Annotated in this window: 19 protein-coding genes; all 19 read left to right on the forward strand. The window is 74.1% G+C overall.

The annotated features are described in order from the left end of the window. Positions 1 to 82 precede the first annotated feature (82 nt). The 19 genes from AB0L65_RS23255 (at position 83) to AB0L65_RS23345 (ending at position 24,107) form a co-directional block, all read left to right on the forward strand. The gene (locus tag AB0L65_RS23255; RefSeq protein WP_364248658.1) at positions 83 to 1,582 is read left to right on the forward strand and encodes a phage tail sheath C-terminal domain-containing protein; all 1,500 of its coding nucleotides are present in this window, start codon (positions 83 to 85) and stop codon (positions 1,580 to 1,582) included. A gap of 26 nt (positions 1,583 to 1,608) precedes the next feature. Then, the gene (locus AB0L65_RS23260; RefSeq protein ID WP_364248660.1) at positions 1,609 to 2,139 is read left to right on the forward strand and encodes a phage tail protein; all 531 of its coding nucleotides are present in this window, start codon (positions 1,609 to 1,611) and stop codon (positions 2,137 to 2,139) included. Between the two features lie 12 nt (positions 2,140 to 2,151). After that, positions 2,152 to 2,790, forward strand: a complete 639-nt coding sequence (locus tag AB0L65_RS23265; RefSeq protein ID WP_364248662.1) for a hypothetical protein — start codon at positions 2,152 to 2,154, stop codon at positions 2,788 to 2,790. Further along, positions 2,787 to 3,476: a hypothetical protein gene (locus AB0L65_RS23270; RefSeq protein ID WP_364248664.1), complete on the forward strand. Its 690-nt coding sequence runs from the start codon at positions 2,787 to 2,789 to the stop codon at positions 3,474 to 3,476. The genes AB0L65_RS23265 and AB0L65_RS23270 overlap by 4 nt, the downstream gene beginning before the upstream one ends. After that, positions 3,473 to 4,660, forward strand: a complete 1,188-nt coding sequence (locus tag AB0L65_RS23275) for a DUF4255 domain-containing protein (protein WP_364248666.1) — start codon at positions 3,473 to 3,475, stop codon at positions 4,658 to 4,660. The genes AB0L65_RS23270 and AB0L65_RS23275 overlap by 4 nt, the downstream gene beginning before the upstream one ends. Next, a complete protein-coding gene (locus AB0L65_RS23280) occupies positions 4,657 to 6,783 on the forward strand; it encodes an ATP-binding protein (protein ID WP_364248668.1) in 2,127 nt (708 codons plus the stop codon). Before AB0L65_RS23275 ends, AB0L65_RS23280 begins: the two co-directional genes overlap by 4 nt. Then, positions 6,780 to 7,013, forward strand: a complete 234-nt coding sequence (locus AB0L65_RS23285) for a hypothetical protein (RefSeq protein WP_364248670.1) — start codon at positions 6,780 to 6,782, stop codon at positions 7,011 to 7,013. The genes AB0L65_RS23280 and AB0L65_RS23285 overlap by 4 nt, the downstream gene beginning before the upstream one ends. Further along, positions 7,010 to 7,690: a hypothetical protein gene (locus tag AB0L65_RS23290; protein ID WP_364248672.1), complete on the forward strand. Its 681-nt coding sequence runs from the start codon at positions 7,010 to 7,012 to the stop codon at positions 7,688 to 7,690. The genes AB0L65_RS23285 and AB0L65_RS23290 overlap by 4 nt, the downstream gene beginning before the upstream one ends. Then, entirely contained in the window at positions 7,690 to 8,004 is a 315-nt protein-coding gene (locus tag AB0L65_RS23295; protein WP_350727530.1) for a LysM domain-containing protein, read from the forward strand. The genes AB0L65_RS23290 and AB0L65_RS23295 overlap by 1 nt, the downstream gene beginning before the upstream one ends. Further along, entirely contained in the window at positions 7,994 to 9,103 is a 1,110-nt protein-coding gene (locus AB0L65_RS23300; protein ID WP_364248674.1) for a hypothetical protein, read from the forward strand. The genes AB0L65_RS23295 and AB0L65_RS23300 overlap by 11 nt, the downstream gene beginning before the upstream one ends. 9 nt (positions 9,104 to 9,112) lie before the next feature. Further along, positions 9,113 to 9,700 carry a phage baseplate assembly protein V gene (locus AB0L65_RS23305; RefSeq protein ID WP_364248676.1) on the forward strand — a complete coding sequence of 196 codons (588 nt, stop codon included), beginning with the start codon at positions 9,113 to 9,115 and terminating at the stop codon, positions 9,698 to 9,700. A gap of 14 nt (positions 9,701 to 9,714) precedes the next feature. After that, positions 9,715 to 10,059 (forward strand): hypothetical protein, encoded by a 345-nt coding sequence (locus AB0L65_RS23310; RefSeq protein ID WP_364248678.1) that lies wholly within the window; start codon positions 9,715 to 9,717, stop codon positions 10,057 to 10,059. After that, complete coding sequence (locus AB0L65_RS23315) at positions 10,056 to 10,424, forward strand: GPW/gp25 family protein (RefSeq protein ID WP_357745506.1); 369 nt, start codon at positions 10,056 to 10,058, stop codon at positions 10,422 to 10,424. Before AB0L65_RS23310 ends, AB0L65_RS23315 begins: the two co-directional genes overlap by 4 nt. Beyond that, positions 10,421 to 13,024, forward strand: a complete 2,604-nt coding sequence (locus AB0L65_RS23320) for a putative baseplate assembly protein (protein ID WP_364248680.1) — start codon at positions 10,421 to 10,423, stop codon at positions 13,022 to 13,024. The genes AB0L65_RS23315 and AB0L65_RS23320 overlap by 4 nt, the downstream gene beginning before the upstream one ends. A 105-nt stretch (positions 13,025 to 13,129) precedes the next feature. After that, positions 13,130 to 15,592 carry a putative baseplate assembly protein gene (locus AB0L65_RS23325; RefSeq protein WP_364248682.1) on the forward strand — a complete coding sequence of 821 codons (2,463 nt, stop codon included), beginning with the start codon at positions 13,130 to 13,132 and terminating at the stop codon, positions 15,590 to 15,592. Further along, positions 15,589 to 17,655 carry a phage tail protein gene (locus tag AB0L65_RS23330; protein ID WP_364248684.1) on the forward strand — a complete coding sequence of 689 codons (2,067 nt, stop codon included), beginning with the start codon at positions 15,589 to 15,591 and terminating at the stop codon, positions 17,653 to 17,655. The genes AB0L65_RS23325 and AB0L65_RS23330 overlap by 4 nt, the downstream gene beginning before the upstream one ends. 10 nt (positions 17,656 to 17,665) lie before the next feature. Beyond that, entirely contained in the window at positions 17,666 to 18,988 is a 1,323-nt protein-coding gene (locus AB0L65_RS23335) for a DUF6519 domain-containing protein (RefSeq protein ID WP_364248686.1), read from the forward strand. A gap of 2 nt (positions 18,989 to 18,990) precedes the next feature. Then, positions 18,991 to 23,148 (forward strand): DUF4157 domain-containing protein, encoded by a 4,158-nt coding sequence (locus AB0L65_RS23340; RefSeq protein WP_364248688.1) that lies wholly within the window; start codon positions 18,991 to 18,993, stop codon positions 23,146 to 23,148. Positions 23,149 to 23,402: 254 nt separating this feature from the next. Further along, positions 23,403 to 24,107, forward strand: coding sequence for a BTAD domain-containing putative transcriptional regulator (locus tag AB0L65_RS23345; protein ID WP_364248690.1), 705 nt, complete (start codon positions 23,403 to 23,405; stop codon positions 24,105 to 24,107). Positions 24,108 to 24,141 lie beyond the last annotated feature (34 nt).

Consider the following 24,141-nt stretch of genomic DNA (forward strand, 5'->3'; position numbering starts at 1 on the left):
GTGACGGTGAGGTGACGGCCGGGTTATGGCCTGGGCCGACACTACCGGCAGAGGCTCTGCGGCTACAGGACGAGGAAGGCCGATGGCGACGAGATTCACCTATCCCGGTGTCTATCTTGAGGAGATCGAGAGCGCGGTCCGGCCGATCGTCGGCGTCGACACGTCCGTGGCGGCGTTCGTCGGCCTGGCGCTGGAAGGGCCGCGCACCCCGACGACGATCAACAGCTGGACCGAGTACGACAGCACCTTCGGCGGGCTGTGGACCGGCAGCGAACTGAGCTACGCGGTCTACCAGTTCTTCCTCAACGGCGGCGCCAAGGCGATCGTCGTACGGGTCGGCGCCGACACCCAGTACGCCACCATCGACCTCGGTGACGGCGTCAAGCTGCGGGCCACTGCCCCGGGCACGGCGGGCAACACGCTGACGGCGACCGTCAAGCACGACCCCGCCGACAGCAAGCACTACACCCTGACGATCAAGGTCTCCGGCAAGGCGACCGAGACGTACGAGATCTCCATCGACGCGGCCCTGCGCGGCAGGTGGCTGGACCGGGCGCTGGAGACCTCCCGGCTGGTCGGGCCGGCCGACGGCAGCGCGGTCGACAAGCGGCCCGCCGAAGGGGACAAAACCGTCACTCCGGCGGCCGACGTGACGCTCAACGCCGCCGACGTGATCGGCGACCCGGTCCGGCGCACCGGCATGCAGGCCCTGCTCGACGTGCCGATCTTCAACCTGCTGGTGATCCCGCCGCAGCTCGCGCCCCCCGCGTCCGGGAGCCCCGACGACAGGGACGCCCGCTGGGCGCCAGTGATCGACGCGGCGGCCCGGCTGTGCGTGGACCGCAGGGCGATGCTGCTGCTCGATCCGCCCTTCTCCTGGACCAGCGTCGCCAACGCGACCTCGGGGGCGGGCGTGGGGCTGCCGGTCACCGGCGTCGCCGGGCGCAACGCCGCCGTCTTCTACCCGCGCCTCACGATCTCCGACCCGGCGGGCGGCCCCGACCTGACCGTGGGGCCCATCGGCACCGTGGCCGGGGTGTTCGCCCGCACCGACACCCTGCGCGGGGTGTGGAAGGCGCCGGCGGGGGTGGACGCGGCGCTGGCCGGCGTACGTTCGGCGACCGTGGCGCTGACCGACGCGGAGAACGGCGGCCTCAACCCGCTGGGCGTCAACTGCCTGCGCACCTTCCCCGTCTACTCGCACGTGCTGTGGGGGTCGCGGACCTGCCGGGGCAACGACGAGGTGGGCGACCCGTGGAAGTACGTCCCCGTCCGCAGGCTCGCCCTGTTCATCGAGGAGACGCTGTTCCGCGCCACCAAGTGGGTGGTGTTCGAGCCCAACGACGAGCCGCTGTGGGCCTCCATCCGGCTGAACGTCGGCGCCTTCATGGACGGCCTGTTCCGCCAGGGCGCCTTCCAGGGCAGGACGGCCCGGGAGGCGTACTTCGTCAAGTGCGACAGGGAGAACAACCCGCAGGCCGACATCGACGTCGGCGTCGTCAACGTGGACGTCGGCTTCCAGCCGCTGAAACCCGCCGAGTTCGTGCGCATCCGGATCCAGCAGAAGCGTCCCGACGCCTGACGATCGGCCACTCCCTAGGAGCGACATTGGTTCAGTTCTCCGTCAACACCACTCGCCTGGACCCGTACAAGAACTTCAAGTTCCGGGTGAAGTGGGACAACAAGTACGTCGCCGGGATCAGCAAGGTCAGTGCCCTGCGCCGGACCACGGAGGTGGTCGAGCACCGCGACGGCGGCGACCACTCCAGCTCGCGCAAGTCGCCGGGCCGCACCAAGTACGAGCCGATCACCCTGGAACGCGGGGTCACCCACGACCCCGAGTTCGAGCTGTGGGCCAACAAGGTGTGGAACTACGCCAACGCCCAGGCGGGCCCCGACCAGCGCGACCGCGAGGTGGCGCTGGCCGCCTTCAGGAAGGACCTCGTCATCGAGGTCTTCAACGAGGCGGGCCAGAAGGTGCTGGCGTACCAGGTCTTCCGCTGCTGGGTGTCGGAGTTCCAGGCGCTGCCCGACCTCGACGCCAACGCCAACGCCATCGCGATCCAGCACCTGAAGCTGGAGAACGAGGGATGGGTGCGCGACCTGAGCGTCACCGAGCCCACCGAGCAGGACTCCTGAGGGGCGGTCCTGGTGACAGTGGTGGCCGGTGCTGCTGAGCTGCTCGACGCGTGGGAGGCGGGCTGGGACCGCACGCCGCTGGAGCGGGGCCTCGCCCTGCTCCAGGCCGGTACGGGCCGCTCCCCGGGCGAGCTGGCCCACCTGACCGTCGGGCAGCGCGACCGGGCTCTGTTCGAGCTGCGTGCCGCGCTGTTCGGCTCCAGCCTGGACGGCGTGTCCACGTGCCCGGAGTGCGGCACGGACGTGGAGGTCTCCTTCGACCAGGAGCAACTGCTCGACCCGCCGTCCTCGGCGCCGTGCCGGCTGCCCACCAGCGCCGACGTCGCCGCCGCGCTGTCCGAGCGCGACCCGTGCGAAGCCCTCGTCGGCCGCTGCTCCGACGTGGAGGACATCGAGAAGACGGCCGCGGCCTGGGCCGCGGCCGACCCGTTGGTGGACGTCGAACTGTGCCTGGCGTGCCCCGACTGCGGGCTGGAGTGGGCCGAGTCCTTCGACATCGTCAGCTACCTGTGGTCGGAGCTGGACGGCTGGTGCCGCAGGACCCTGCTGGAGGTGCACGACCTGGCCGCCGCCTACGGCTGGACCGAGCCGCAGGTCCTCGCGCTGAGCGCCTGGCGGCGGCAGTGCTACCTGGGGCTGGTGAGATCGTGAGCGGCCTGGTCCAGCGGCTGATCGCGCGCAGCCGCGAACCGGTGACCGGCATCCGCCCCCGCCCGGCCTCGCTGTACGAGGACCAGCCGCCGATGAGCCGCGCCCAGACCGAACCGCCCGCCTTCTCCGACGTGCCGCACCCCGCCCCTGCCGCCCGGCCGCCCGCCGTCCCCGCGACGAGACTCCGACGGCCCGCGGCGGAGGAGGCGGAGGCGTACGAGGAGCACGAGATCGACATGGAACGGCCCCCGCGCGCCCCCGAAGAACCTGGCCGCGAGCGGACCCCGCCGGTGCCGTCCGTGACCAGGCCCGATGTGGTGGACACGATCGCCGCGGCCCAGGCGCCGCGCGTCGGGCGCCGCGCCCCCGCCACCCCGTCGCGGTCGCACGCCCCCGCAGACCGGCCCGACTCGCCGCTCCCCGACATCGCCGAAGCCAGGCGCGCGGCAGGCGCACCGCTGCTGCGGGTCGCCGCGGGCCCCGTGCTCGCCGCGCCGGCGCGGCCTTCGCCTGCCCAGGCGGCACAGGACGCCCCCGCGCCGTCGGTGGTCGAGATCTCGATCGGGCGGCTCGAGGTACGCGCCCCGCAGGCCCAGGCCGCCCCGCAGGCCAAGCCGCCGCGCAAGGACCACGCCTCGGTGCTCCAGGCGTACCTGCGCGGCCGGAGCAAGGGGGAGCTGGCATGAGCAACTCCCTCGCCATCGCCGCCGTGACCGCCGCGCTGCGCGCCAGGATCTTCAACCGGCTCGGCGGCCCGCAGGTGACCATCGTGCCGCCGGACCGCGCGCCCGACGAGGTCAACGGCGACCACGTGAACCTGTTCCTGTACCGCACCGACATGCACCCCGCCTTCCGCAACGCCGACCCGCCGGGCGCGCCGCCCGGGGAGTCGCCCAGACCGCTGCTCCCGCTGGTCCTGCACTACCTGCTGGCCGCCTACAGCAACGACGAGGGCACCGCCCACGAGTTGCTCGGCGCCGCGATGCTGGCCCTGCACGACACCCCGATCCTGCCGGGGGAGGAGATCCGGGCCGCCACGGCGATCCCGCTGCCCGGCAGCGACCTGCACCTGCAGCTCGAGAACGTGAAGGTCAGCTTCGAGTCGCTGAGCCAGGACGACATCGCCAAGATGTGGACCGCGTTCGCCACGCCGTACCGGGTCTCGGCGTCCTACCAGGTCTCGGCGGTGCTCATCGACAACCCCGCGCCCGGCGCCGCGCCGCTGCCCGTGCTCAAGCGCGGTCCCGACGGCAGGTCGCCGGTCGCCCACCCGGACGCCGCCTCGCCTTTCCCCGCGCTCACCGGCATCCGGTACGGCGTGCCGGGGAGCCCGGTCGCGCTGCCCGGCGAGACCGTCACGCTGAGCGTTCGCAACCTCCCCGCGGGCGCCCTCGTGGCCCACCTGCGTCATCTGCGGGTGCCGGCCGCGACCGAGGTCCACCTCCCGTCTCCGGGAACCGACGAGGTTGCCGTCGCGCTGCCCGCCACCGGGTTGCCCGCGGGACCGTGGGCGATCTCCCTGACGCCCGCGTCCGGCGGGGTGCCCACCAACGAGGTCCCCCTGGCCGTCGCCCCCGAGATCATCGCCCTCGCCGCCACCCCCGCCGGTGGCACCCCGGCCAGGACCACGGTGACCGCGACCGTCGCCGATCCGGTGCTGGTCGGCCAGCAGGCGGCCGTCCTCGTGGGTGGCCTGCACCTGCCGGTGCCCCTGCTGACCGCCGGCACCGGCACGCTCTCGGTCGTCGCCGCGATCCCGCCGGGCACGTACAAGGTCCGCGTCCGCGTGGACGGCGTCGACACCGACATCGTCGACCGCGCCACGGGCGCCTTCAAGACCGGCCCCACGGCAGAGGTGGTGATCCCATGACCGACGCGCCCGCCTGGGAGCAGGCCAACGGCGCCTACCTGAAGGCGTCCCTCGACTGGCTGGCCGTCCGGCTCGCCGGCCTCACCCCGCAACCCCCGAGTCCCGCCCAGCGGTCTGAGCCGGAGCCGCTGGAGACGAGGAAGGGCTGGCGCAGGACCCGTGACCGCACCGCCGTCCCCGCCGTGCCCGCCGACGCGCCGGCCGCTGGCCAAGCGGCCCCACGGCAGGGTGCGGCGCAGGCGATGGCGGATGATCGGCAAACCCCGGCGCAGGCGATGGCGGGCGCGCGGGAGGCCGCGGCTCGGGCGATGGCGGGCCTCGGGGCGCCCGCGCTGGTGCAGATCGCCGAGCGGCTGGGGCTGAGCGACTTCGAGCGGGACGTGCTGCTGCTGTGCGCCGCCCCCGCGATCGAGCCCGGCATCACCGCGCTGATCGCCGCGGCACAGGGGGAGCCAGCGCCCACCTTCGCCCTGGCGCTGCGCCTGTTCGACGACGCCCGCTGGGACGTGCTCTCGCCCGAGCGGGGCCTGCGGTTCTGGCGGCTGGTGGAGCCCGTGGGCGCGGGTGCCCAGCCGCTGGCCGTCGTGCCGCTGCGGGCCGACGACCGGATCGTGGACCTGATCAGAGGGCTCAACCGGCTCGACGAGCGCCTGACGGGGCTGGTCGAGCACCGCCCCGACCCGGCGGCGGGCCTCGGGCTGCCCCGCTCGTCGCAGGCCGCGGCGGACGCCCTGGTCGGCGCGGCGCTGACCGACACGCCCGACGGCCGCTTCCCGGTGATCCAGCTGCTCGGCGGTGACGAGCCGAGCTGCGAGCTGGTCGCCGTACGGGCCATGGCGCTGCTCAACCGCGAGCTGTACCACCTGCCCGTCGGCGCGCTCGTGGCGGCGGGGGCGGACCAGGACCTGGTGGCCAGGCTGTGGCAGCGCGAAAGCCTGCTGCTGCCGATGGCGCTGCTGCTCGACGCCGTGGACGCCGACCTGGCCGACCCCGCCACCGCTGCGGCGCTGCGGCGCTTCCTGTCCCAGGTGGGCGGGCTCGTCCTGCTGGCCACGCGCGAGGTGTGGCCGGTCACCGACCGGGCCACGTCGGTGATCGACGTCGGCCGGCCGACCCTCGCCGAGCAGGCCGAGCTGTGGGCGGCCGCGACCGGGCTGCCCCTGGAGGGGGCGCCGCGCACGCTGGCCGGCCAGTTCCGGCTGAGCGTGCCCGCCGTCCACCGCATCGCCACCGCCCTGCGGCCCGTGCTCGACGCCCCCGACGGGCGGGCACGCCTGTGGGCGGCCTGCCGCAGCTCGGCCAGGCCGAGGCTGGAGGCCCTGGCCCAGCGGACGGTGCCGCAGGCCAGGTGGGAGGACCTGGTGCTGCCCGGCGAGCAGACGGACCTGCTGCGCGGGCTCGTCGCGCAGGTGCGGCACCGCGCCACGGTCATGTCCACCTGGGGGTACGGAGAGCGCCGGGCACGCGGCAACGGCGTCACCGCGCTGTTCAGCGGCCCCAGCGGGACGGGCAAGACGTTCGCGGCCGAGGTGCTCGCCCACGAGCTCGGCCAGGACCTCTACCGCGTCGACCTGTCGGCCGTGGTCAACAAGTACATCGGCGAGACCGAGAAGAACCTGCGCAGGGTCTTCGACGCGGCGGAGGACGGTGGCGCGCTGCTGCTGTTCGACGAGGCCGACGCGCTGTTCGGGCGCCGCAGCGAGGTGCGTGACAGCCACGACCGCTACGCCAACATCGAGGTCAGCTACCTGCTCCAGCGGATGGAGGCCTACGAGGGGGTCGCGGTGCTGGCCACCAACCTGCGTGCCGCGCTGGACCCGGCCTTCCTGCGGAGGCTGCGGTTCGTCGTCGACTTCCCGATGCCGGGGCGGGAGGAGCGCAGACGGCTGTGGTCGGCGGCCTTTCCCGCGGGCGTGCCGCTCGGCGGCCTCGACCTCGACGCGCTCGTGGACCTGCCGGTCACGGGCGCCGCCGTACAGGCGATCGCGCTGGGCGCCGCGTTCCTCGCCGCGGACGCCGGCGAGCCCGTCGACACCGCGACGGTGCTCACGGCGGCGCGGGCGGAGTTCCGCAAACTGGGCCTGCCGCTGACGGTCCCGCACCCCGAGCGGGTGGGCCGGTGACGCGCATCGTGTTGCACATCGACAGGGTCGTGCTGGAGTCGGCGGGCCTCTCCCGGCAGGAGCTCATCGACGCGCTGGCCGAGGCCGTACGGCGGGATCTGGCGGACGGGCCCACTCGACAGGCCGCCCGGCGGCGGTTGAGCGTGGACGCCGCCGACGGCTCCGCGCCGGGGCTGGCACAGGCCGTCGTCGGTGGGATCCACGGGCTGGCGGGAGGCGGGCAGCGGTGAGCGCGCAGTTCGCACCGGGGACGCCGGTGGTGCCGAGGGGCGGGCTCGTCCTGCTCGACCCCGCCGACGGCACGGTGCTCAGGGTCATCACCCTGCAGTACAACCCGGACACCATCACCCGCACGCTCCAGCCCCAGGGCGTGGGCGCCGAACCCGGCGACCGCAGCGAGGCGCTGCGGCTGCGCGGGCCCGCGCACGAGACCATCAAGCTAGAGGCGGAGCTCGACGCGACGACGCAGCTCGAAGACCCCTTCGCGCCGGGCAACGACGCCGTCGCCGCGTACGGCCTGCTGCCCGTCCTGGCCACGCTGGACCTGCTGGTGAACCCGACGGCCGGCGCCCTGATCGCGCAGGACGAGGCGGCCCGCAAGGGCGCCTTCGAGATCGTCCCCGTCGAGTCGCCGCTGACGGTCTTCGTGTGGAGCCGCGAGCGCGTGGTGCCGGTCAGGCTCACCGAGTTCACCGTCACGGAGGAGGCGTTCGACTCCAACCTCAACCCGATCAGGGCCAAGGTGTCGCTGTCGATGCGCATCCTCACCGTCGACGACCTGGGGTTCACCCACCGGGGGAGCGGCCTGTTCATCGGCCACCAGCGGCGCCGCGAGCAGCTCGCCGCGCTGCACCCGTCCGACCAGCTGCGCACCCTCGGCCTCGACGGCCCGCCAGGAGGCACCTGATGTTCACCGCGACCAGTCGCTACCAGGGGATCGAGATCGCCACCCACCGGCCGGAGGGCGGCGAGCCGATCCCGTACGTGCGCCGCAGGTTCCTGCCGGACCGGCGCACGCTCACCGTGATCGCCGTGCACGTGGTGCGCGACGGCGACCGCCTGGACCGGATCGCCGCGCTGCACCTCGACGACCCCGAGCGCTTCTGGCAGATCGCGGACGCCAACCCGGTGCTCGACCCCGCCGACCTCACCGCCCGCCCGGGACGGCGGCTCGACGTCGCGCTGCCCACCGCGACCATCGGGAGCCCGCATGGCTTCTGAGCTGCTGCTGTCGCTCAGGCTCGGCGCGGTGCGGGCCGAGCGGGTGCCGCGCGAGGTCGTGGACGCGCTGCTGTCGGTGCAGGTGAGCGAGGGCGTGGGCCAGCCGGGCGGGTTCCGGCTGTCGTTCGGCATGGGCAAGCGGTCGCTGCTGTTCCGCGAGCTGCTGCCCTCGGGGGCCCTCGACCCGCCGGCCAGGGCGCAGATCGTCGTGACGATCAGAGGCCAGGCCACCGTGCTGATGGACGGTGTCGTCACCCGGCACGAGGTGACGCCGTCCGCCGAGCCCGGCCAGGCGCGGCTCACGCTCACCGGCGAGGACGTCTCCCGGATGATGGACGTCGTCGACTTCACTGGCGTGCCGTACATAGGTCTGCCGCCGGAGGTGCGGGTTGCCGTGATCTGCGCCAAATACCCGATGTATGGGCTCGTCCCGAAGATCGTGCCGAGCGTCAAGCTGATCACCCCGAACCCGATGGAGTCGATCCCCGCGCAGCAGGGCACCGACCTGGCCTACGTCAAGGCGCTCGCGGCGCAGGTCGGCTACCAGTTCTACGTCGAGCCGGGGCCGGACCCCGGGGTCAACTACGCGTACTGGGGGCCGCTGGTCAAGGCCGGGCCGCCACAGCCCACTCTGTGGGCCAACGCCGACGCGACCACCAACGTCGAGACGCTGACGTTCACCTTCGACGGGTTCTCCGCGACGCAGTACGTGGCGCTGGTCCAGGAGCCGGTCACCAAGTTCCCCGTTCCCGTCCCGATCCCGGACATCACCCCGGTCAACCCGCCGATGGGCGCCCGCAAGCCGCTGCCGCTGAAGGCGTCGGTGGTCAGGGGCCTGGCCAAGCTGTCCCCCCTGGAGGCGGGGTTGGTCGCGCTGGCCAGGGCCGCCGACGGCTACGAGGTGATCAGCGGGCAGGGCAAGCTGGACGTGCTGCGCTACGGCCAGCCGCTGCGCGCCCGCCGTCCCGTCACGGTGCGCGGCGCGAGCCTCGGTTACGACGGCACCTACTTCGTCAAGAGCGTCACCCACGACATCACGCGCGGCGGCTACACCCAGCAGTTCACCCTGACCCGCAACGCGTTCCTGCCCCTCTCCTAAGGACCTGCCATGAACATGGACGAGCTCGGCTATGTCGAGTCTCCCGGCTTCTTCGGCCCCGCCGAGCGCGAGGACGCCGAGCCGCCGGGCACCAGACGTTTCTACGGCAAGTACCGGGGCTCGGTGCTGAACAACATCGACCCTCTCGGCAAGGGACGGCTGCTGGTCAGCGTGCCCGACGTGCTCGGCGTGCTGCCGTCGACGTGGGCGATGCCGTGCGTGCCGCTGGCCGGGCTGCAGATGGGCTTCTTCGCCGTGCCGCCGCCCGGCGCCGGGGTCTGGGTGGAGTTCGAGCAGGGCAGCCCCGACAGCCCCATCTGGGTGGGTTTCTTCTGGGGGAGCCGGGAAGAGGCGCCCGCCACCGCCAAGCTGCTGCCCCCGGCGGTGCCCGCGCTCCTCATCGAGACCATCGGCAAGAGCAAGATCGCCCTGTCCGACACCCCGGTGGCCCCGATGAAGGGCAGCGGCGTGCTGCTGCAGTCCCAGTCGGCGGCCATCACGGTCGACACCTCGGGCGTGACCATCACCGCGCCGGCCATCAACCTCGTCGGGCTCGTCAACATCAACAACGGCGCGCTCGTCGTGAAGCCGGCCTGAGAGGGGTGCCGACGATGCCGGGTTTCCTCCTGACCGTCGCCTCGCAGGTGACCTGCCTGCACCAGGGCAAGGCCACGATCGTCCCCGGCCAGACCGTGGTGCTGGCCGGGGGCGCGCCGGTGGTGACCGTCGGCGACGTGGTCGCGGTGGCGGGCTGCGCGCTGTCGGGCGCGACCCCGCCGAGCCCCTGCGTCACCGTCGACTTCGCCCTGGCCGCCTCGACCCGGGTCTTCGTGCTCGGCAAACCGGTCGTCCTGGAGCCCGCGGGGCCCGGCACCGGTGTCAGCCAGTCGGCGACCAAGGCCCCCCAGGGCACGCCGGTCATCACCTCGACGCAGCTCAGGGCGGCCGGATCATGAGCACCCACCTGGACTTCCCCTTCCACGTCGACGCGCACGGCAGGTCGGCCACCACCACGGACGAGGACCACGTGCGCGACATGGTCGAGCAGCTGCTGTTCACGATCCCGGGGGAGCGGGTCAACCGGCCCGACTTCGGCACCGGCGTCCTGCGGCTGGTCTTCGCCCCCAACAGCCCCGAACTGGCCGGGGCCGTCGAGTACACCCTCCAGGCCGCCCTGCAGCAGTGGCTGCCCGACGACCTGCGGGTCGAGCGCGTGGACGTGCGGGCCGAGGAGGGGGCGCTGCTGGTGTCGGTGGCGTACGTGCTGCTGCTGACCGGGGAGCTCAACTCGGTCACCGTCGAACGGAGGACCGGGCCATGACGGCCGACGAGGGCTGCCCGCCCCGCGCGCGGCGGGAACGGGACCGCGCCTGCGGATGGGGCGGCATCGCGGGCGTGCAGGTCGACAACGAGGCGCGCACGCTGCGGCTGCTGCTGTTCGGCAAGGCCCCCGAGCCGGTGCCGGAGGCGGACGACGTCGCCATCACCGGTCCTGGGCGCGTGGTGCGGGCCGTCCACGTCGAGGTGGTCGCCGCGCGGGCCGGTCGCTACGACGAGCTGGTCGTCCACCTCGACCGGCTCGGGGACCGCTCGCCGTACGAGGTGGAGCTGGCCTGCGCGCAGGACCTCGACCCCCGGTACGCCCGGGCCGCCTTCACCTTCACTGGCACCTTCACCCGCGACTGCGGCGAGGAGAGCGACTGCGGCGCGACGGCGCCCTGCCCGCCGGGCGAGGAGGACCGGGCGGTCATCGACTACCTGGCCAAGGACTACGCGAGCTTCCGGCGGCTCATCCTGGACCGGCTCGCGCTGACCTCCCCCGCCTGGACCGACCGGCAGATCCCCGACCTGGGCGTCACGCTGGTCGAGCTGCTCGCCTACGTCGGCGACCAGCTCTCCTACCGCCAGGACGCGGTGGCCACCGAGGCGTACCTGGGCACGGCCCGGCTGCGGACCTCGGTGCGGCGGCACCTGCGGCTGGTCGACTACCGGATGCACGACGGCTGCAACGCCCGCACCTGGGTGCACCTGGAGGTCGAGGAGCCCGGGGTCCTGCACGCGGGCAGCTACCGGTTCGTGACGGCGGTCCCGGCGCTCGGCGGCCGCCCGATGGTCTCGGAAGGCGAGCTGCGCCGCCTCGCGCCCGGTGGCGGCTACCAGGTGTACGAACCCGTGCTGGAGCACGACGTGGCCGTCAGCCCCGCCCGCAACCGCATCCGGCTGTGGACCTGGGGCGGCGAGGAGTGCTGCCTGCCGCGCGGCGCGACCGCCGCGACGCTGGTGGACGGCTGGTGCGACGAGGAGCGGTCGGAGCGGCTGCTCGGCCTGTGCCCCGGCGACGTGGTGATCTTCGAGGAGGTACGCGGCCCGCTGACCGGGGTGCCGGGCGACCGGGACGTCACCCACCGCCAGGCCGTACGGCTGACCGAGGTCGAGGAGCTCGACGACCCGGTCTACGACCAGCCGTTGCTCCGGGTGAGCTGGGCGTGCGCCGACGCCCTGACGTTCGACCTGTGCCTGGCCGCCATCGGCGGCGAGGAGTGCTGCCTGTTCGAGGACGTGAGCGTGGCCAGGGCCAACGTGGTCCTCGTCGACCACGGCGCCACCGAGACCGGCACGCTGACCGTGCCCGAAGGGGAGCCCGGCCCTGTGCGGTGCGAGGGGCTCGGCCGTCCGGAGCGCGACCCCGTACGGGTGCGCTTCGAACCCGTGCTGCCGCACGCGCCCCTCACCCGCCGCGCGCCCTACCCCGCCCCCGAGACCGTCGCGGCAGGCCAGGCCCTGACGCTGGCCCGCATCCCCGCCGGCACCGCGCTCCGGCCGCGTCAGCTCGCCAGGCTGGCCAGGCTGACCGCCCAGGCCCGCCTCGGCCTGCCGCTGGACGCCGCCGACGCGGCCGAGGTGGCCGCCACCTGGGGGGTCGGCGCGGGGCTCGACCCCGCCGAGCCGGTCGCCGCCGGTCCCGCCGCCGCCGCGCTCACCCAGGACCCGCGTACGGCACTGGCCCAGCTGTGGCTCACCTCCGACCGCGAGACGTGGACGGTGCGGGCCGACCTGATCGGCAGCGGCCCCGAGGACCGGCACGTCGTCGTCGAGGCGGACGACGAGGGCAGCTCGCACCTGCGCTTCGGCGACGGAAAGTACGGCCGCGGGGTCCGCCCCGGCCAGCGCTTCGAGCTGCGCCTGCGGGTCGGCAACGGGACGGCCGGCAACGTCGGCCCCGAGGCGGTGGCTCACCTGGTGGCCTCGCGCCCCATCGCGGTGCCCGTGACCGGCGTACGCAACCCGCTGGCCGCCACGGGCGGCATCGACCCCGAACCGGTCGCCGAAGCCCGCCTGCTCGGCCCCACCGCCTACCGGCACCGCCTGATACGGGCGGTCACCGCCGAGGACTACGCCACGATCGCCGCCGCCCAGCCGGGAGTCCAGAGCGCGGCCACCGACCTGGCCTGGACCGGCGGCTGGTACGAGGCCGACGTGGCGATCGACCCCCTGCGCGGCCGCTGCGGCGAGGAGTTCCCCCTCGAGGCGGTGCGGACCCGGCTGGAGCAGGTCCGGCGGATCGGGCACGACCTGCGGGCCGACCCGCCCCGGCTGGTCGCGGTCGACCTCGGGCTACGCGTCTGCCTGGCGGCGACCGCGGCCCGCTTGGCCGTCACCGTCGCGCTGCGGGCCCGGCTCGGCGACGCGCCGGGCGGCATGTTCGACCCCGACCGCCTCACCTTCGGCACCGGCCTGTACGTGAGCCGGATCCTGGCCGAGGCCATGGCCGTGCCGGGAGTGGTGTCGGCGAGCGTCGTCCGGCTGGCCCGCACGGTCTCCACCGGGCCGCCCGTGCCTCCCGGCGGCGCGCTGGCGTTCGGCCCGCTGGAGATCCCCTCGGCCGGGACGTTGACGCTGGATCTCGTGGGAGGGCGGTGAGCCGGTATGAGCTGCGGTGAAGCGGCGGGATGTTGCGGTCGGTGCGCTTCGGGGACACTGCTGCAGACGGCCAACCCGCCGGGGCGGTCGAGCCTGAGCGTCCGCGTGGGCACCCGGGCGGCGTTCCTGGCCAGGATGATCGGGCGGCTGGCCTCCGCCGACCATCCCGAGCTGGCCAGGCTCACCACGCGCGCCCCCGACGACCCCGCGCTGGCGTTGCTGGACGCGTGGGCCTGCGTCGGCGACGTGCTGACCTTCTACCAGGAACGCATCGCCGACGAGGGCTACCTCGCGACGGCCAAGGAACGGCGCTCGCTGGTGGAGCTGGCCGCGCTCGTCGGCTACCGGCCCCGGCCGGGTCTGGCGGCGAGCGCCTGGCTGGCCTACACCCTCGACCCCGACCCCGGCGACCCGCTCGTGCGGGTGCCCGCGGGCGCCAGGGTGCAGAGCGTGCCCGACCCCGGCGCCAAGCCGCAGATCTTCGAGACGGCTGAGGAGCTGGTGGCCCGCCCGTCGTGGGGCGCGCTGCCGCCCAGGCTGCGCCGCCCGACGCGGCTGACCCGCTGCCGCGTGGCCTCCCTGCGGGTGGTGCACGTCGAAGGGATCGCGACCGGGCTCGCGCCCAACGACCGCCTGCTCTTCCACTTCACCGACGGATCGCCCCTGCTGAGGATCGTCGAGTCGGCGGAGACCGATCTGGACGCGCAGGTGACCGCCGCCAGGCTCCAGCTGTCCCCGGCCGGTGCGGCCGAGGACGGCGACGAGGAGGCGGAGTTCGTCCGGCTGGAGGTCCTGCGGGCCAAGGCGGCCACGTTCGGCTCCGCCGCCCCGCTCCCGCCCGCGACATCCGGCGGGGTGGTCGGCGAGGTCGCCGCGGACGACTCCGACTGGGAGCTCGACGAGGGCCTGTACGACTCCGACGCGGGCGCGCGCACCCTGCTCCCGCTCGACGCCGACTACCCGCGCATCCTCCCGGGCAGCTGGATCGTGGTGGTCTCCGGCGACGGCCTCGTGAACGTCAACCTCGTGAAAGAGGTGCGCACGCTGGGCCTGGCCCGCTACGGCATCTCCGGCAGGGTGACCGCGCTCGTGCTGGTGGCGCCCTGGTTCCCCGAGGAGCACGGCGACGCCGGGCGCTCCCTGTCCGAGCTGCGCGGCTACACCTTCTACGTCCAGGCCGAGCCCCTCGCCCTGGCCGACGAGCCCATCACGGGGCCCGTCGAGGGCGGCTCGATCGACCTCGGCGTGGTGATCGAGGACCTGCCGACCGGCCGAACGATCGTCGTGTCCGGGATGCCGCAGGACGCGGGCCCGCTCACCCCGCCGAGCGGCGAGGTCGCGCGGGTCATCGGCACCCGGCGGGTCTCCTCGTCGGGGAGCGTGCCGGACCACACCGTGCTGGACCTCGCGGCCCCGCTGCGCGGCAGCTACCGCCGTTCCACCGTCACCGTCTGGGCCAACGTCGTACGGGCCACGAACGGCGAGACGAAGCTCGAACCCGCGGCGGGCAGCGGCGACGCCGGCGCGGCCGGCCAGCGCTTCACCCTGGGCCAGCAGCCGCTGACGTACCTCGCCACCCCCGACGCCGACGGCGCCGAGGCGGAGCTGATCGTCAGGGTCGGCGGGATCGCCTGGCACGAGGTCCCCGAGCTGGCCTGGGCGGGGCCGTCCGAGCGGGCCTACCAGCTGAGCGTGGACGCCGCGGGCGGCGCGACCGTCGAGTTCGGCGACGGCAGGCGCGGATCGCGGCTGCCCACCGGCACCGGCAACGTGGCCTTCACCTACCGGGTGGGCATCGGCAGGGCGGGCAACGTGCGCGCCGGGCAGCTCAGCCAGCTGCAGACCAAGCCGCTGGGCGTCAGCGCGGTGACCAACCCGCTGCGCGCGAGCGGCGGCACCGACCACGACGCGGACTCGGCGCTGCGCGGCCGGGCGCCGCTGCCCACGCTGGCCATGGACCGGCTGGTGGGCCTGCGCGACTACGCGGACTTCACCCTGGCCCGCGCGGGCATCGGCAAGGCCGTGGCGACCCGTCTGAGCGCGGGCGGCAGGGAACTGGTCCACGTGACGGTGGCGGGCGTGGACGACGCGCCGATCGAGCCGGACTCCGACCTCCTGCGCGGCCTGCTCGCGGCCTGCCGCCGCTACGGCGACCCCGGCGTGCCGGTCGCCGCGGCGCCGCGCACCCTGTGGAACGTCGTCCTGGAGGCGAACGTGTGGATCGACGCCGACCGCGCCCCCGACCTGGTCGGCCCGCAGGCCCGCGCGGCCCTGGAGTCGGCGTTCGGGTTCGACGCGCGCGCTCTCGGCCGCAGCCTGTATCTGTCCGAGGTCGTCGCGCAGCTCCAGCGCGTGCCCGGCGTCGCGTTCGCCGACGTCGTACGGCTGGGCGCCACCCTCGGCACGACCGCCCCCGACGCCGCCGCGGTCACCGGCGTGGCCGAACGGATACCCGCGAGACCGGCCAGGACCCGGGCCGACGGCGTCCACATCGACCCCGCCGAGCTCGTCCTGATCACACCTGGCCTGGACGGGTTCGCCGTCCTGCACGTGGAGGTGGCCCGATGACCCGCGACGAGCTGGCCGCGCTGCTGCCCGCCATCCACCGCAGCAGGGACGAGGAGCGGGGCCACCCGCTGCGGGCGCTGCTGCGGATCATCGAGGAGCAGGTACGCGTCATCGAGGACGACCTCGACACCTGGTACGCCAACTGGTTCGTCGAGACCTGCGACGAGTGGATCGTGCCGTACATCGCGGCCCTGGTCGGCATCGACAGGGAGGGCGTCTCCCGCGCCGAGGTGGCGGACGCGGTGGCCGTACGCCGCCGCAAGGGCACCGCCGCCGCGCTGGAACAGCTCGCCTTCGACGTCGCCGGCCGGCCCGCGCGGGCGGTGGAGACGTACCGGATGCTGGTGCGCGACCAGCACCTCCGGCACCTGCGGCCGGACCGGCCGGCCACCTTCGACGTGCGCGACCTCGTCGCCTGCGAGCGCGTCGGCGGCCCTTTCGACACCGCCCCCAGGCTGCCCGACGTGCGCCGGATCAACAGCGAGCTGACCCGGGGCCTGCCCAACATCCCCAGCCTGGCGCTGTACGTGTGGCGGCTGCTGTCCTTCCCCGTCACCCGGGCACCGGCGTTCTGCGTCGACCAGCGCTACAGCCGCTACCTGGTCAACGTGCTGGGCATCGACACCCAGCTGTTCGCCCCGCAGGGGACGGGGCCGAAGGCCGCCCACCTGTCGGGACCCGCCGACCTGCCGCAGCCGATCGGCCACGAGGAGTTCGCCGCGGCCGTGACCGAGTACTACGGCCCGGGCCGCGCCCTGCGGATCTGGCGCGACAGCCTGGACAACCCCGTCCCCGCGAGCCGGATCGTCGGCGCCGACCTGAGTGACTGGCGCTACCGGCCCCAGCCGGGCCAGGTGGTCGTGGACCCGGTGCTGGGCAGGATCGCCTTCCCGCCGGACGAGGCGCCGGAGGAGGGGGTGTGGGTGAGCTGGTGCTACGGCTTCAGCGAGCGCATGGGCGGCGGCGCCTACGCCAGGGCGACCGCTCCCGTCGGCGAGCGCCGCCGGTACGTCGTCGGCGGTGACGGGTTCGGCTCGATCACCGCCGCGCTCCGGCAGTGGCAGGAGGACAAGGAGGCCGACCCGGCGCTGCACGACGCGCTCGTGGAGATCGTCGACTCGGCCGACTACACCGAGGCGCTCTGCGTCGAGCTGGACCTGGACGACCGGCTGGAGCTGCGGGCGGCGCCGTACCAGCGGCCGGTCATCAGGCTGCTCAACCAGCGGGCCAACAGGTTCGACGCGCTCTCGGTGCGCGCCCGCTCCAAGACCCCGCCGCCGGGCGGCGCCGCCGACTGCCCGCCGCCGTCCGCGCGCCGCCCCCGCCTGCTCCTGGACGGGCTCGTGATCTCGGGCCGCAGCGTCGACATCACCGGGCAGGTGGGCGAGGTGACGATCAGGCACTGCACCCTCGTGCCCGGCTGGGAGCTGGACGACCGGTGCGAGCCCCGCCACGGCGAGGAGCCGTCGATCGAGCTGCGCCGCACCACCGCCCGCCTGCGCGTCGAACGGTCGATCGTCGGCACGATCCTCGTCGACCAGGACGAGACCGCGGGGGAGCCGCTCATCGTCGAGGCGTACGACTCGATCATCGACGCGACCGGCCGCGAGCTCGCCGCCGTGACGGGCGTGGACGCCAGGAACGCCTACGCCGACCTGACCCTGCGCCGCTGCACCGTGCTCGGCCAGGTGCGCGTCCACCTGCTCAGGCTCGCCGAGGACAGCATCGTGACCGGCTGCGTGCACGTGGCCAGGCGCGACGCCGGCTGCGCGCGCCACTCCTACGTCTCCTACGCCTGCCACGGCGGCCCGCCCCGCTACCGGTGCCCGCCCGATTCGGACAACCGGCTGCGGCCCAGGTTCACCAGCGTCAGGTACGGCACGCCCGGCTACTGCCGGCTGCACGAGACCTGTGCCGACGCCATCCGCACAGGAGCGGAGGACGGCGCCGAGATGGGCGCCTTCCACGACCTGTTCGAGGCGCGCAGACTCGCCAACCTCGTCGACCACCTGGACGGGTTCGTCCCCCTCGGTGTCGATGCAGCCGTCATCAACGCCACCTAGGGAGACCGCTGTGCACGGAGACTTCTCCAACATCACCTTCTCGCCGGAGCGCGGCTACTCCGCGGTCTTCGACCTGCAGGGCAGGGTCGGCCTGGACGCCAACCGCAACGAGCAGACCGCGCTCCTGCTGCACCAGCTGCGCGGCGTGCTGGCCGACCTGATGGGCCCCCACGCCGGGCCGGCGGGCCCCGGACTGGGCTTCGCCGTCGGCGACCCGGCCGTGGCGGACTTCACCATCGGGGCGGGCCGCTATTACGTGAACGGCATCGGCGTCGAGAACCCGGCCGAGACCACCTACGCCAGGCAGCCGCACGCCGTGCTGGACGTCGCGGGCGCCGACCGGCTGCCCAAGGGCAGGTACCTGGTCTACCTGAAGGTCTGGGAGCGGCACGTCACCGAGGTGGAGGACCCCACCCTGCACGAGCCCGCGCTCGGCCCGCACCACCCCGACACCAGCAGCCGCGCGCAGGTGGTCTGGCAGGCGCGCGCCGTGCCCGTGCCGACCGGCGACGTGTCGGTGGAGACCTGGGTCGCCGACTGGATCGCCGCCGCCGAGTCGGCGGAGCACCGGGGAGTGCTCCAGGTACGGGCCACGCGCCCGCACGAGGCCGACGACGACCCGTGCACCGCGCCGTCCGACGCGGGGTACACCGGGGAGAACCAGCTCTACCGGGTGGAGATCCGCAGCGGCGGCACCGCCCGGGAAGGGGCGAGCTTCGCCTGGTCGCGGGACAACGGCTCGGTGATCTATCCGATCGTGACGAGCGACGGGCCCGTGGTCCAGGTGAGCAGCCTGGGCCGCGACCGGCACACCGCGCTGGAGGTCGGCCAGTGGGTGGAGGCCGTGGACGACGCCGTCTCGCTGCGCCGCGAGCTGGGCTGGCCGCGTCCGGCCGCGCCGCTGCGGCAGGTGGTCGACGTGGACGTGGACCTGTCGACCGTGACCCTGGACGAGCCGCCGCCCGGGATCGACCGGCGCCGCCACCCGTACCTGCGGCGCTGGGACCACACGCCGCCCGGCAAGTCCCCCGACGGGGCCGTCCCGGTGACCGAGGCGCAGGCGGCCAGGAAGGACGCGGGGTGGATCCCGCTGGAGCGGGGCGTCGAGGTGCGCTTCCTCACCGGCGAGCGCGGCAACCCGCACCGTTACCGTACGGGCGACTACTGGGTCTTCCCGGCGCGCCGCACGCTGGGTGACGTCATCTGGCACCATCCCCAGGGCCGCGGCCCGCACGGCGTGGCCTACCACTACGCGCCGCTGGCCGTCGTCGAGGGCGACGGGGTCACCGGTTGGCGGACGTCGTTCGCGCTGCCGCTCACGCACGGACTGTGACCATGGCGGCCGGCGACCGACGCGCCGAACCCGCGCGGGCCTCGGCGCCCGTCCCCGCCGCGGCCCGCAGGGAGCTGGCGCGCAGGGGCGAGCCGCTGGACCGGGCGACGCGTACGGCCATGGAGCAGCGGTTCGGGCAGGACCTCAGCCAGGTCAGAGTGCACTCCGACGGCTCGGCCGGGAGATCGGCGCGCGAGCTGGGCGCCCGCGCGTACACGGTCGGGGAGCGGATCGTCTTCGGCCCCGGCAGATTCGCGCCGCACACCCCCGACGGCAGGCACCTGCTCGCCCACGAGCTGGCCCACGTCATCCAGCAGCGCCGCGGCGCGGGCCCGCGGCCGACCCGCCACGCCGGGCTCGAGGCCGCGGCCCACGCGGCGGCCGACGCGGTGGCGCACGAGAGCGGGCCAGAGAGCGGCCCAGAGAGCGGCCCAGAGAGCGGCCCAGAGAGCGGCCCAGAGAGCGGCCCAGAGAGCGGCCCAGAGAGCGGCTACGTGGCCGTGGGCGGCAGCGCGTCGGTCGGGCTGGCCATGGCGGAGGAGACGGGCGGCCCCGCGAGCCCGGAGGACGTCGCGGCGTTCGCCCGGCTGCGGGAGTTCCAGGACGCCGCCGACCTGCGGGCGACCGAGCTGATGGAGGGGGTCGTCCGGAAGAGCCTCGTCCGGTGGGAGGCGGGACAGGAGGCGAAGGCCGCCAAGGCGGAGAAGGAGGGCAAGCCGCTGCCGGTGGACCAGCGCACCCCTGAGGATCGTCGCGAGGCGGCCGAGGGCTCCATCCGGGGTGACGTCACCGTCACCGTCGGCTACGCCGTGGACGAGGAAGGCAACCTGCACGAGCTCGTCACCACCACCAAAGGCAGCCGCCGCAAGCTCGTCGACCTGGGGCCGGGGGAGACGTGGGTCAAGGCCGTCCGCCTGAAGAAGCAGAAGCCGGAGGCTCCCGATCTCAAGGTCGTACCGGCCGAACCCGCCGAACCGGCCCCGGCCGCCAAGCCCGCCCCTTCACCGGCAGCGGCCCCTTCGGCGACTCCCGGCCCGGTGCCCGCGCCCGGGTCGGCGCTCGCGCACGCCCACGAGCCCGAGCCCGAGCCCGAGTCCGAACCGGTGCCACAGTCGGGAGTGGTGCCGAAGTCCGAGCCGGTGCCTCTGTCGGGGGTGGTGCCGAAGACCGCTCCGGCGTCCCAGCCGGGGCCGCATCTCGTCGACCAGCATGAGGGCGGGAGCGCTGAAGGGGAGACGTCGGAGTCGGACGCGCCGGAGCGCAAGCGTACGGCGGAGCAGGCGCGCAAGGACGCGGAGGCGAGGCTGGTCGCCCACGCGGCCAAGCACAAGCTCAAGCTGATAGCGGTCGGCGCCAGCTCCCTGATCTGCCCGCACTGCGCGGCCAAGCTCGGGCTGGCCGGCGCCACCGTCGGCACCGGCCGGGCCAAGGACCCGCTGCGCGAGCACGTCCCTGCGAACCTCTCCCCGGCGCTGGAGGCCATCAAGAAGCTCCCGCCCAAGCCGTCGAGGCCCGAACCGGTCGTCGAGCAGCGCCGCCCGGCGCGCCCACAGCCGGCCGCGGCCCCGCCCCCGGCGCCGCCGCGGCGCAGGATCGTGACCCTCCCGGTCCCGGCCGATGCGGACGACGGGATCCTCCAGCAGGCCCAGGCCCAGCCGAAGGTGCCCAAGGCCAAGCCGAAACCGGAAGCTCCGCAGCAGGCCCCCGCCCCCGAACCGGCCAAGACCCCGGCACCCACCAAGCCCCCGGCCCCTGTGCCGACCCCGCCTCCTGGCACGGCGCCGAAAGCGTCCGCGGCCCCCGCGTCCGGGACCCGGGCTCCCTCCAAGGGGGCCCCTGAGGCCACGTCCAAGAGCACGACGGGGACGACGGTGGCACGCAACGAGGGCAGCCTGACCCTCACCCGGAGCAAGGACACCAGCACGGGGACGTTCGACGAGGAGGGCAGGCTCCAGCAGGGGACCCGGACCGGCCGGCAGGCGAGTGCCGGCGTCGTCGCCGGTCCCGAGGGGTTCGGCGGGCAGGGGGCCGCGAGCGCCCAGCGGACCACCGCGTACGGCAACGGCTTCACCACCACCAGGTCCGTCGCCGGCAACGCCCGCGTGGTGGTGAAGGCCACGCGGGTCGAGGCGACGGACCCGCCGGCGTACCAGCTCATGGTGACCGTCACGATCGGCGCGACCGGCACAGTGGGCGGCGGGGCGGGCGGCGGGGCGGGACGGAAGGGCACGGCGAACGCGTCGCTGTCGGTCACGGGGTCGGTGACCGGGACGTTCGTCCACCGGTTCAGCGAGGCGGAGACCAAGCGCTACCTCGGGGACCTGGCCCGCGACGGATCGGGCGGCGCGGAGCAGGAGCTGCGGGTCGTCAACCTCGTCGCGCGCGGCAGCGTCGACGACGCGCGGCAGCTGCTCACGACCCTGGCGGCCCCGCTGTCGGCCGCGGAGGCGGCCAAGCTCGGCGAGGGCGACCAGGCGAGCCTGGAGGCCAGGAAGGGCGTCGGCGGCTCGCTCGGCGTGACCGGCGCGGGCAGATCGCCGGTCGGCGCCGAGGTCTCCTACAGCAGGAGCAGGTCGCTCAAGCGCACGGTGGCGCGCAGGGGCGGGGCCGTGCTCGTCACGGTCGAGGTGGTGTCGGAGACCGCGAGGTCCATCGGCGCGTCCGGCTCGTCGGGAGCCGTGAGCGCCGGCCTCAGCTACGGCAGGACGACGTCGGAGGCCAGGGCGGTCACCTTCCGCCTGAACCCCGGCGACCCGGACTACCAGACCAGGTTCGACCGGATCCTCGCGGTCGACGGAGCGGCCGAACTGACCGCCCTGGCCGCCGCCGACCCCACCCGGGTGGCCGGTACGGAGTCCGGCACCGGCTGGTCGAGCACGCTGACCCCCAAGGTGGGCGTCGGGGGGCTGGAGGCGTCGATCTCGACCACCCATTCCTTCGCGGAGAGGACGGTCGTCGACGAGACGGGCACGCACAAGCTGTTCGCGGGGGCGACGGGCGGCGCGCTCACGGCCGGAGCGGCGTCGGGCCCGCAGCTCGAGTACCGGACCGAGCAGGCCGTCACCGCCGCCGTCGGTCCCGGCAACAAGGCCACGGGTGACGTCAGCACCACGACCTCGGAGTCCGACCTGGGGGCCTCGGCCCGCGCGCTGGCCTCCGCCGCCGACCAGTCGCCCGTCGCCGGCTCGCTCAAACTGGCCACCGGCGGCAGCAAGCTGCTGCAGTCCCGTACCGAGGTGATCGGGATGAAGCTGTCGGACGACGACTTCGCGAGCATCGCGTCGATCTCCCGGGAACCCGGCAGGTGGAACCACGCCTTCCGCGGCCGGATCGCGAGCTTCCAGGACTGGCAGCGCCTCGGCCGCAGGATCGCCGCCGGCGGCGGGGACAGGGAGGCGATGAGCCGCGCGCTCGCCGAGTACGCGAGCCACAACGACGGCGCGTCCGACGCCGTGCAGGCGGTGGTCCGGCCGCAGGGCCAGGCCGAGGGCGGCGTGCGATACGACTGGCCGGCCGAGCTGGCCAAGGAGCGGGAGGCGTTCGAGACGATCGTGGTGGGCGACCGGGTCGCCCAGCTCAAGGCCCGCGCCGCGGCCGGGGCGTTCGAGGAGGCCCAGGCGGGCCTGAAGGCCGACAATCTCAGGCTCGACAAGGCCGCCAGAGCCATCACGGCCGCCTCCGAGCAGTTCACCGACGTGGCGGCGGTGGCCGAGATGCTGCGCAGGATCGGCGACAGGCAGACGGAGATCCGCACCGAGCTGCGCAAGCTGAAGCCGGCGGCTGCACCCGTGCAGAAGGAAACGATAGGCCCTCCGCCCGCGGCCGCTCCTGACGCCGAAGCGGTGGAGGAGCGCAACGCCAAGCTCCGGAGCCTGATCCCCGCCATGCTGACGCTGCGCGACCAGGAGAGGGCGGTCTTCGCCGAGGTGCGCAAGGAGCTCGAGCATCCGCCGTGGTACCGGGGCCCGGACGTCATCGCCGTCATCCAGGCGCTCAACAAGCTCAAGCCGGTCTACACGCAGTGGGACCCGCTGGTTGACAGGCTTCGCGAGGTCTTCCGCGAACGCGGCGAGGACGGGTCGCGCGCCGACGCGTATGCCCCCGACCGCAAGACCTACGAGGCGCTGCGCCGCCACCCGGAACTGACCAAATACGGCTGAGTCACGTGCTTTTCGATATCGCTCGGAATAAACGGCGAATGGGATTTTCGGCAGTTTCAGCGTGATTTTATCGGTCGCCTGAATGTAGCTCAAAAGCCCAGCTCATGGCCACCTTGCTCACGAAAAGTTACGCCCTATTGACAGATCATCTGCGGACGACATAAAACCCAGGGGGATCTGTTCGTGCAGAGGAGGGGCGCCCGATGGACAGCACTTCTGCTGTCGCGGCGTACGATGCACGGCCGGAGGGGTCGGTGAGCCTGCGTCTGCTGGGCACCTTCGAGGTGTCGGCATGCGCTGAAACGGGCGGTGCACGGTGGGGCGAGCTCCCGCACAGCGCTCGGCGGCTGGTCGCCTTTCTCGGCCTGCACGGCACCGCGACCCGTGATTTCGCCGCAGGCAGCCTGTGGCCCGACTCCAGCGATGCCCGCGCGCAGGCCGACCTCCGCACCACCCTCTGGCGGGCCGGCCGGGCCTGCCCGGGGCTGATCGTCACGGGCGGCCCGGTCATGCGGCTGGACCCGCGGGTCTCGGTCGACGTGGACGAGCTGCAGGCGCTGAGCCGGCGGCTGCACGTGCGGCGACCGGCGCAGGCCGAGGACGACGGCTCGTGGGTGCCGCCGCGCGGCGTGCTGCTGCCCGGCTGGTACGACGAGTGGGTCGTCGCCGTCCGCGAGCGCGTCCGTCAGCTCCAGTTGCACACCCTGGAGGCCATGGCCGAACGGCAGCTCGTCCGGGGCGCCTACGGCCGGGCGCTGGACCTCGCGCTGGCCGCCGTCGAGTACGAGCCGCTGCGCGAGAGCTCCCAGCGCCTGGTCGTCCGCATCCACCTCGCCGAGGGCAACCTGGTCGAGGCGGTCCGCGCGGTGCGCGCGTTCACGGAGCTGCTGTGGCGGGAGATCAAGGTCCGGCCCAGCCCCGAGTTCACGGGGCTGGTCGAGCTTCCGGCGCCGAGCTGACCACGTTCAACAGGGCAGTTCTCCCCCGGCACAC

The sequence above is a fragment of the Nonomuraea sp. NPDC052116 genome (assembly GCF_040680035.1).
Taxonomy (GTDB): Bacteria; Actinomycetota; Actinomycetes; order Streptosporangiales; family Streptosporangiaceae; genus Nonomuraea; species Nonomuraea angiospora_A.